We start from the raw sequence: 816 nt of genomic DNA, 5'->3' as shown, positions 1-816 counted from the left end.
ATCAATGGCGATTTGCTCATTGGGAGACGCTTTTGAGAGGACATGTCCACTGACTTTAGATTTGTGACCAGGATGGCCGATACCCACACGCAGACGATGAAAGTCATTACCGATATGCGGCGTAATATCACGTAGGCCATTGTGACCACCGTGACCACCATCGGTTTTGAGCTTAATGCTACCAGCTGGAATATCGAGCTCATCATGAGCAATCAATAACTCGTCGTTTTTGATGCCATAAAAATTTACCATAGGCACGACTGACTGACCAGATTTATTCATAAACGTCAGAGGCATAAGTAACCGCACATCAGAGCCATGAATGTGCCCACGTCCTGTTACCCCATGAAATTTTTTGTCAGGGGAGAGCGTAATGTTGAACTGCTGTGCCAAATGATGGACAAACCAAAATCCGGCATTATGACGCGTAAACATATACTGCTGACCAGGATTACCAAGACCGACAATAAGCTTTATGGCCATAAAAACACCCTGCTTAAATTTGATAAATAAGGATAAGGTTTAAAATATTGATAGACAGTATATTCTCAAACCTTACTTACAAAAACAGCAGGAGATTTCAAATCACCTGCTGTCTTCTTAACTAAACGAGTCTGTTCCTAGGGAGCACAAAATAAAGTGCTACCTAGACATAGTATATTACTCGTCGTCTTTGCTTTCTTCAGCATCAGCGTCGTCGTTTTGCTCAGTTGCTGGTACTTCATCAGCATCAACGTCGTCAGCATCTTCGTCAACTTCTTCAACCGTTGGTGGCTGCATGTTAACGATAGTACGGTCATGGCCGTCTTCTAGCTC

1 protein-coding gene is annotated in these 816 nt (G+C 43.1%); it reads right to left on the bottom strand.

Annotated features, from left to right (window positions below; all coding sequences use genetic code 11):
* The coding region (gene pth, locus ACS8FC_RS16380; protein ID WP_439297556.1) for an aminoacyl-tRNA hydrolase at positions 1 to 483 on the bottom strand (483 nt) is incomplete at its 3' end.
* Positions 484 to 816: the final 333 nt, after the last annotated feature.

It is taken from the genome of Psychrobacter sp. 1Y4, from assembly GCF_051847555.1.
This window is presented reverse-complemented; position numbering and strand designations above follow the sequence as displayed.